Source organism: Streptomyces sp. NPDC017529 (assembly GCF_044329785.1).
GTDB lineage: Bacteria > Actinomycetota > Actinomycetes > Streptomycetales > Streptomycetaceae > Streptomyces.
In genome coordinates this window covers 277,021-284,506 of the sequence record NZ_JBIRJY010000012.1, presented here as the reverse complement: position 1 = coordinate 284,506, position 7,486 = coordinate 277,021, and the positions used below count along the sequence as shown (strand labels likewise).

8 protein-coding genes and 1 pseudogene are annotated in these 7,486 nt (G+C 70.7%); 7 read left to right on the top strand and 2 right to left on the bottom strand.

The features are described from left to right. Positions 1 to 265, top strand: a 265-nt coding sequence (locus tag ACH4K4_RS27935; protein ID WP_398171033.1) for a hypothetical protein, incomplete at its 5' end; no start/stop codon positions are given. A 3-nt stretch (positions 266 to 268) separates the two neighbouring features. Here the strand turns inward: ACH4K4_RS27935 and ACH4K4_RS27930 are convergent. Both ACH4K4_RS27930 and ACH4K4_RS27925 read right to left on the bottom strand, forming a co-directional pair. After that, the gene (locus ACH4K4_RS27930) at positions 269 to 1,009 is read right to left on the bottom strand and encodes an ANTAR domain-containing protein (protein WP_398171031.1); all 741 of its coding nucleotides are present in this window, start codon (positions 1,007 to 1,009) and stop codon (positions 269 to 271) included. Further along, the gene (locus ACH4K4_RS27925) at positions 1,006 to 1,695 is read right to left on the bottom strand and encodes a GAF and ANTAR domain-containing protein (RefSeq protein WP_398171066.1); all 690 of its coding nucleotides are present in this window, start codon (positions 1,693 to 1,695) and stop codon (positions 1,006 to 1,008) included. Before ACH4K4_RS27925 ends, ACH4K4_RS27930 begins: the two co-directional genes overlap by 4 nt. A 570-nt stretch (positions 1,696 to 2,265) precedes the next feature. On the opposite strand from ACH4K4_RS27925, the pseudogene ACH4K4_RS27920 reads away from it, so the two are divergent. From ACH4K4_RS27920 to ACH4K4_RS27895, 6 genes and pseudogenes are all read left to right on the top strand, one after another. Continuing rightward, positions 2,266 to 2,559 (top strand): annotated as a pseudogene (locus tag ACH4K4_RS27920) (urease subunit gamma); the annotation flags it as partial. After that, positions 2,542 to 3,129 carry an urease subunit beta gene (gene ureB / locus ACH4K4_RS27915; RefSeq protein ID WP_398171065.1) on the top strand — a complete coding sequence of 196 codons (588 nt, stop codon included), beginning with the start codon at positions 2,542 to 2,544 and terminating at the stop codon, positions 3,127 to 3,129. The pseudogene ACH4K4_RS27920 and the gene ureB, both read left to right, overlap by 18 nt. After that, entirely contained in the window at positions 3,114 to 5,087 is a 1,974-nt protein-coding gene (ureC, locus tag ACH4K4_RS27910) for an urease subunit alpha (RefSeq protein WP_398171029.1), read from the top strand. Before ureB ends, ureC begins: the two co-directional genes overlap by 16 nt. Before the next feature lie 79 nt (positions 5,088 to 5,166). Then, positions 5,167 to 5,841, top strand: a complete 675-nt coding sequence (locus ACH4K4_RS27905; protein WP_398171027.1) for an urease accessory protein UreF — start codon at positions 5,167 to 5,169, stop codon at positions 5,839 to 5,841. Positions 5,842 to 5,871: 30 nt separating this feature from the next. After that, positions 5,872 to 6,567 carry an urease accessory protein UreG gene (gene ureG, locus ACH4K4_RS27900; RefSeq protein ID WP_398171025.1) on the top strand — a complete coding sequence of 232 codons (696 nt, stop codon included), beginning with the start codon at positions 5,872 to 5,874 and terminating at the stop codon, positions 6,565 to 6,567. Then, on the top strand, positions 6,564 to 7,436 hold the full coding sequence (locus ACH4K4_RS27895) for an urease accessory protein UreD (protein WP_398171024.1): 873 nt from the start codon (positions 6,564 to 6,566) through the stop codon (positions 7,434 to 7,436). The genes ureG and ACH4K4_RS27895 overlap by 4 nt, the downstream gene beginning before the upstream one ends. Positions 7,437 to 7,486 lie beyond the last annotated feature (50 nt).

Here is a 7,486-nt window from a genome sequence, read left to right as displayed (position 1 = left end):
GCCGGTCACGGCACCCGGCAAGCTCCTCCGGAGTCATCCCCCCAGCGAACTACCAACCGAAATCCCTGACCAGCCACCTAACAAAGTCCTACTAGGAGCGATCGATCTCGATTCCGGGGCCGGTGCCGTATTCCTCGTGCCTGGCGGCCTGTCCGAAGTAGTGCTCCCGCTTCTGCTGATCTTCAAGGGTTTCCGCTCCGTGGAACAGCGCGCCCGTACGCAGGGAAATCGTTCGGATATGGCGCCCGACAGCCCTGGCGGGTGAGTTTCAAGTGTCTTTGGGGGGCCAGGTGCGGGTGCACATGACTTCGTGGGCCAGTTCGTGGAGCCTGGCGCGGTGTGAGCGGGCGTAGTTGCGCAGGACGGTGAAGGCGTCGTCGGGTTCGATGTCCAAGTGACCGGCGAGGAAACCCTTGGCCCTCTCGATGACCAGGCGGGTGTCGAAGGCCCGTTGCAGTTGGCCGACCAAGGTTGCCTGCTGAGCGGCGATCTGGTGGTGGCTCAGGGCGATGGCGGCGGTGTCGGCCAGGGCCTGGGCGTAGGTGCAGTCGGTGGGGGTGAAAGGGGTGGCGTCGTTGCGGTAGAAGACCAGCACACCGCAGGTGAAGCGGCCCTGGCGCATCGGGGCGGCGTACAGGGCGTGGAAGCCGGCATCGGTGGCGGGCGAGCGCTGTTGTGGCCAGGCGGAGGCAGGCGCGGACAGGTCGGTCACGGAGACGGCGTCCCCGCTGGTGTAAGCGGCGGTGCTGGGCCCGCTGGCGTGAGCGGTATGGGCGGCGAAGGAAGCGGCTGCGGCCGAGGAAGCGGCCACGGTTTCCAGGGTCCCGGAGGCATCGGGCATTTCCATGCTCAGAGCGCTGCCGGGCACCAGGCAAGCAGCGTGCCGCAGCACCAACGCGGCGTGAGCGTGCAAGTTGAACGGAACGTCGCTGGAACTGGTCAGTGCCAGCAGGGCGTCGACCAGGGCCTGCTGGCGAGGTTCGCCCTGCGAGGGGGAACCGGACGTCATGGCAGATGCTCCACCGGAAGTCGTCGCTGAAGGAGGTCTTCGGCCACCTCGGCCAGCGGGCGCTGCGCGACGAAGGCGTGTGCACGCAGCCGGGCCAGCGCCTGATTCTCATCCAGGCCCAGGCGGGAGACGAGGAAGCCGATGGCCTGCGAAATCACCGCGAGCGACGGCGGGATGAGTGCGGCCACCTCGTCCTGGTCCCGACCGGAGGCGAAGAGCGTGTGGGCGTCATGCAGCAACAGCACCGCTGCCGCCACGGCATAGGCCGCCGCCATCCGCTCCCCGGTCGCCGACAGTGCCCCTGGGGCCGCGCGGTAGAGCGAGAGGACCGCCACGACCTGCTCGTGCAGCAGCACCGGGAAGGTGAACACCGCCCGGATGCCCGCCTCCCACGCCTGCCCGGCGAACACCGGCCAGCGCTGCGCGGGCCCGCTTGCTCCCAGGTCCTCCGCCAGTACCGCCCGCCGCTCCATATGCGTCTCGATACAAGGCCCCTCACCCAGAGTGAACTGCAAGGCTTCGCCCGGTTCGGCCAACCAGCCGTGCGTGCTGACCGTCAGTCGGGCCTCGGCCGTCGGCTCTATCGCCACGGTCAGCCCCACCGCATCGACATCCGGCACCACACGCTGGCAGTGCTCGGATACCTCGGCCAGCCCTCCTCCTGCTGTCAGCATGGCCACCAGCATGGCCACCAGCTCCGTATCCGAAGACGCGGCCCCGCTCACCGGGTACCCGGCCCACGCGGTTGGTACGAGCACGTTCCCTCTGCCGGGTGCATCCCATGCTCCCGATCTCCTGAACGCCCACTACCAGCCGTGCAGCCGAAAGCGCCCGCCCGGGCTACCGCAGGACTTGAGCAGCGGCCCGGCTGGGCCGCAACCGCCCTGCCCTCTGATGGTATGACGGGGCGTGCGCCGCGTGCGGTCCGTCTTTGAGGCAATTGCTGTAAGCAATCTGATGTACGTGAAGCCGTCCACCCACCGGGCCGACGACCGCGACCCGACGCCGAAACCAGCCGCATGCCGGCCACGTCCTGGGGTCCTGGCGCTCCGGTATCGCGCAACCGCTCGTAAGGCCCTCTCAAACGAGTTGGAACGTGCGGTCACCTCATTGTGTGCAATGCCGCCGGCTCTCCCCTGCTCGCCTGCGGGGTCGGCCAAGATCTGCCTGCGGTTTCCGGCGCACCTGTACGCGTGCCGTTGTCCTCGTGAGCCCTCACCGCACGGATCGCAGTGACGAGCAGGAGGAGGGACGGGATGCATCTGACCCCGCATGAGCAGGAACGTCTGCTGATTCATGTGGCGGCGGACGTGGCGCGCCAACGCCGCCGACGCGGGTTGCCGTTGAATTACCCCGAAGTCATGGCGCTGTTGACGGCGTACGTGTACGAGGAGGCGCGGGCCGGGGCGACCGTCGACTCGATCATGGAGTCCGGCCGCCATGTGCTCAGCCGCGGCGACGTCATGGACGGCGTGCCGGAAATGATCGACAACGTGCAGGTCGAGGCGACGTTCCCGGACGGGACGAAGCTGGTGACCATCCGCGACCCGTTCGAGAAGCTCGCCGGCGACGAGGACGTGGCCGTCTACCCCGGAAAGGTCGACCATGTGCCCGCGCCCGAGGAGCACGAGGACGAGAAGGACTGTGTCTGCCCTGGGCACCAGGACGCGTCGGGCAGTGGCCGGTCAGGCGGCCGGCCGTCGTACACCGTGCCGTTCAACGAGGGCGAACCGGTCACCCGGCTCTGTGTGAAGAACCCGACGGACCGCCCCATCCAGGTCGGTTCCCACTTCCACTTCTACGAAGCGAACACGGGATACACCGCCGACGGGGAGAGCAGGCCGGGGCTGGACTTCGCGCGAGCGGAGGCGTACGGAAAGCGGCTGAACATCGCGTCCGGGACCTCGGAGCGGTTCGAGCCCGGCGATGAGCGCTGCGTGGAACTCGTGCCGATCAAGGGCCAGAAGACGGTCAAGGGGCTGCAGATCAAGCCGGACGCGGACGGCGGCAAGCTCGACGAGAAGAAGATCACCGCTCCGGCTGTCCCGGGGACGGGCACGGACACGGGCACCACGCGGAACACCGGCGGACGGGGGCGGTCGTCATGGCCAAGGCGCTGACGCGGCAGGAGTACACCGATCTGTACGGGCCGACGACGGACGACCGCGTGCGGCTCGCCGACACCGGCCTGGTGATCCGTATCGATGACGACTGGTCCGGCGGCCCCGGGCGCAGCGGCAACGAGATGGTCTTCGGCGGGGGCAAGTCGATCCGGGAGTCGATGGGCCAGTCGCACATCGAGCGCAAGGACACCTGCGCCGACCCGAAGACGGAGCAGATCCGCGCGGACGCGCCGGTGGACACCGTCATCACCGGGGCGCTGATCGTCGACCACTGGGGCATCGTGAAGGCCGACGTCGGCCTGTTCGACGGCATGATCGTCGCGGTCGGCAAGGCGTACAACCCGGAGACGATGGACCCGCTGCGCTTCGACGCCGAGGCCGAGGCCGAGGGCGCGGTGAACTTCGCCGTCGGGCCCGAGACCGAGGTGATCTCCGGGAAGGGCCGGATCCTGACCGCGGGCGGGGTCGACACGCATGTGCACTTCCTGTGCCCGGGAGAGATCCACGAGGCCCTCGCCGCGGGGGTGACCACGCTGATCGGCGGCGGCACCGGCCCCGCCGAGGGCAGTACGGCCACCACCGTGACGCCCGGCAAGTGGCACATCCACCGCACACTGGAGGCGCTCGACTCCTACCCGGTGAACATCGGGCTGCTCGCCAAGGGCAGTACGGTCAACAAGGCGGCGCTGCGGGCACAGTTGGCGGCCGGTGCCGTCGGCCTGAAGATTCACGAGGACTGGGGTGCGACACCCGCGGTGATCAACGCGGCCCTGGCGGTGTGCGAGGAGGAGGGCTACGAGGGACAGGTCGCCCTGCACGCCGACTCGCTGAACGAGGCCGGGTTCGTGCAGAGCACACTGGCCGCGACCCGGAAGCCGGGCGCGGAGGATGCGCCCAAGGCGCCGGGGGCGGAGGATACGTACCGCAGCCTGCACGTCTTCCATGTCGAGGGCGCCGGGGGCGGCCATGCCCCCGACATGATCAAGCTGGTGGCCGAGGAGAACGTGCTGCCCGCGTCGACGAATCCCACCCGGCCCCTGACGGTCAACACCGTCAAGGAGCACATGGACATGATGATCGTGTGTCACCACCTCAACCCGGAGATCGAGGCGGACATGGCATTCGCCGACTCGCGGATCCGGCCCTCCACGATGGCCGCCGAGGACCTGCTGCACGACATGGGCGCCATCTCGATGATGTCCTCCGACGCGCAGGCCATGGGCCGCATCGGCGAGATGATCATGCGGACCTGGCAGACCGCCCACGTGATGAAGTCCCGTTACGGTCTCCTGGACCAGGACAACAAGACCGATCGCCCCAAGGCGGACAACTTCCGGGTGCGGCGCTACATCGCCAAGTACACGATCAACCCGGCCATCGCCCACGGCATCGACGGCCTGGTCGGTTCCGTGGAGCAGGGCAAGCTCGCGGACCTGGTGCTGTGGGAGCCGAAGTTCTTCGGCGTGAAGCCGCACATGGTGCTCAAGGGCGGGCAGATCGCGTACGCGCAGATCGGCGACGCCAACGCGTCGATCCCCACGCCGCAGCCCTACCTGCCGCGCCCGGTGTGGGGCTCCTGCGGCCGGGCCCCGAAGGCGAACTCCGTCAACTTCGTGGTGCGGGCCGCCATCGACGGGGTGGACGCCGAGGGCAACGTCAACGCGAAGGGCGCCCGCGAGGGTGCGCTCACCCGGCTCGGACTGCTCAAACCGCTGTACGCCGTCGCATCCACCCGCACCGTGACCAAGAAGGACATGGTGCACAACAGCGGGAAGCCCGAGATCGTGATCGACCCGGACACCTTCCACGTCACCATCGGCGGCGCCGGCACCAAGGACGTACGCGTCAGCATCGGTGAGGAGCAGGCGACGAACCCGAACACGCCGAAGCCGGCACAGGTCGGCCGCCACTTCGCCACCGAACTGCCGCTGGCCCAGCGGTACTTCCTCTTCTGACCCGCCCCTCCCATCGGCCCGGCCACCCGCCCGCGGCCGGGCCCCGCAGCCGTGCGAACCCGCGAAAGGCGACGCCTCCATGAGCCGCGCAGCCCTGCTCGTCCTGGCCGACGGCCGCTTCCCCGCCGGCGGGCACGCCCACTCCGGCGGGGTGGAGGCCGCCGTCGCCGCCGGAACCGTACGCGACCCCGCGAGCCTGGAGGCCTTCTGCCGCGGCCGCCTGCACACCACCGGCCTGACCGGGGCCGGGCTGGCCGCCGCCGCGGCCACCGGTTACGACGCCCTGGTCCTGGACGAGGCCGCGGACGCCCGCACCCCCGTACCGGCGCTGCGGCAGGTCGCCCGCAGGCTCGGCCGCCAGATGCTGCGCGCGGCCCGCGCCACCTGGCCCTGCCCCGATCTCGACCGGCTGGCCCGCGACCGGCCGCACGGCATCCACCAGCCCGTCGTCCTCGGCGCCGCGGCCCGCGCCGCGGGCCTGACCCCCTTGGACGCCGCCCAGGCCACCGCGTACGAGAGCGTCGGCGGGCCGGCAGCCGCGGCCGTACGGCTGCTGAGCCTGGACCCCTTCGACGCGACCGCCGTACTGGCCCGGCTCGCCGGCGATCTCGACCACATCGCGGTCCAGGCAGCCTCGGCGGCAGCCCGCGTCGCCGACGAGGGCACCGGCGCGCTACCCGCCGCGTCCGCGCCACTGCTGGACATCGCGGCCGAACAGCACGCCACCTGGACCGTACGGCTCTTCGCCTCCTGAACCCGCCCCCTGCTCGCACCCGGAGTTGACATGCACCTCGACCACGCCGTGGACTTCCCCCAGCGGCACACCCACAGCTCCGAGCCGCTGCGCCCCGACGGCAGCCGCCGCGCCCTGCGCATCGGACTGGGCGGCCCCGTCGGCTCCGGCAAGACCGCCACCGTCGCGGCCCTGTGCCGGGCGCTGCGCGACCGGCTGTCCATCGCCGTGGTGACCAACGACATCTACACCCGCGAGGACGCCGAGTTCCTGCGCCGCGAGGCCGTCCTGCCCCCGGAGCGGATCACCGCGGTGGAGACCGGGGCCTGCCCGCACACCGCGATCCGGGACGACATCTCCGCCAACCTCGAAGCGGTCGAGGAACTGCAGGAGAGCCTCCCGGCGCTGGACCTGATCCTCATCGAGTCCGGCGGTGACAACCTCACCGCCACCTTCTCCCGCGGCCTCGCCGACACCCAGATCTTCATCATCGATGTCTCCAGCGGCGACGACATCCCCCGCAAGGGCGGCCCCGGCATCACCACCGCCGATTTGCTGGTCGTCAACAAGACCGACCTCGCACCCCATGTCGGCGCCGACCTGGACACCATGGCCGCCGACGCCCACAAGCAGCGCGGCGATCTGCCGGTCGTCTTCACCAGCCTGACCGCACCCGACGGGATCGACCAGGTCACCGCCTGGGTCACCGGACGCCTCACCGCCTGGCAGGCCGGGGCCCCCGCGTGACCACCACACAGGACCCGCCGCTGCCCCCGACCGCTCTCGCGCCCGGCGGGGTCCACGCCACGGCCCGGGCGCGCGCCGCCCACAACGGCCGGGTCACCACGCTCCCCCTGCTGCACAACGACGGCCCCTTCGACCTGCGACGGCTGCGTTCACGCGACGGGCGGGCCCGGGTCGGCATCGTCGGTGCCATGAGCGCTCCCCTGGGCGGCGACCGGCTCGCCCTCGACATCACCGCCGAGACCCGCGCCGAACTGGAAGTCACCACCGCCGCCGCCACCCTCGCACTGCGTGGTCCCACCGACGCGCCCGCCACCTACGACGTCCGGCTCACCGCGGGCGAGCACGCCACACTGCGCTGGCTGCCCCACCCACTGATCAGTACCCGCGGCAGCACCCTGCACCAGACCTACACCGTCGAACTCGCCGCCACCGCCCGGCTCGTCCTCCGCGAGGAACAACTCCTCGGCCGCACCGCCGAACCACCAGGCCGCCTCACCACCCGGCTCACCGTGCTCCGCGCCGGACACACCCTTCTCGACCAGCACACCGACTACGGCGGACCGGCCTCCGCCTGGGACGGTCCCGCCGTGCTCGCCGGACACCGCGCCACCGGCCAGCTCCTCATCGTCGCCCCCGACCTGGACACCGACCGCAAGCCGGTCCTGATCAACGAAGACGAACCCGGCCACGAAGGAGACGACCCGGCCCGGGGCCAAGCCGTCCTCACACCCCTCGCCGGCGGACCGGCCCTGCTCGCCACCGCCGTCGCCCCCACCACCACCCGCCTACGCCGCCTGCTCGACACCGCACTCACCCACTCCTTGCCTGCACGGCGCCAGACGTTCCCCGTTCGCGCGAGCATCGGTTGACGTCAAGAGCCCGGGCCCCTGCCCGTTCGGTGGAGCGCCGTACGACTTCG

Excerpts from the sequence above, each read along its gene's own strand:
- ACH4K4_RS27905 (WP_398171027.1), top strand. The coding sequence starts at position 5,167 with ATGAGCCGCGCAGCCCTGCTCGTCCTGGCCGACGGCCGCTTCCCCGCC.
- ACH4K4_RS27930 (WP_398171031.1), bottom strand. The coding sequence starts at position 1,009 with ATGACGTCCGGTTCCCCCTCGCAGGGCGAACCTCGCCAGCAGGCCCTG.
- ureG (WP_398171025.1), top strand. The coding sequence starts at position 5,872 with ATGCACCTCGACCACGCCGTGGACTTCCCCCAGCGGCACACCCACAGC.
- ACH4K4_RS27925 (WP_398171066.1), bottom strand. The coding sequence starts at position 1,695 with ATGCTGGTGGCCATGCTGACAGCAGGAGGAGGGCTGGCCGAGGTATCC.
- ureC (WP_398171029.1), top strand. The coding sequence starts at position 3,114 with ATGGCCAAGGCGCTGACGCGGCAGGAGTACACCGATCTGTACGGGCCG.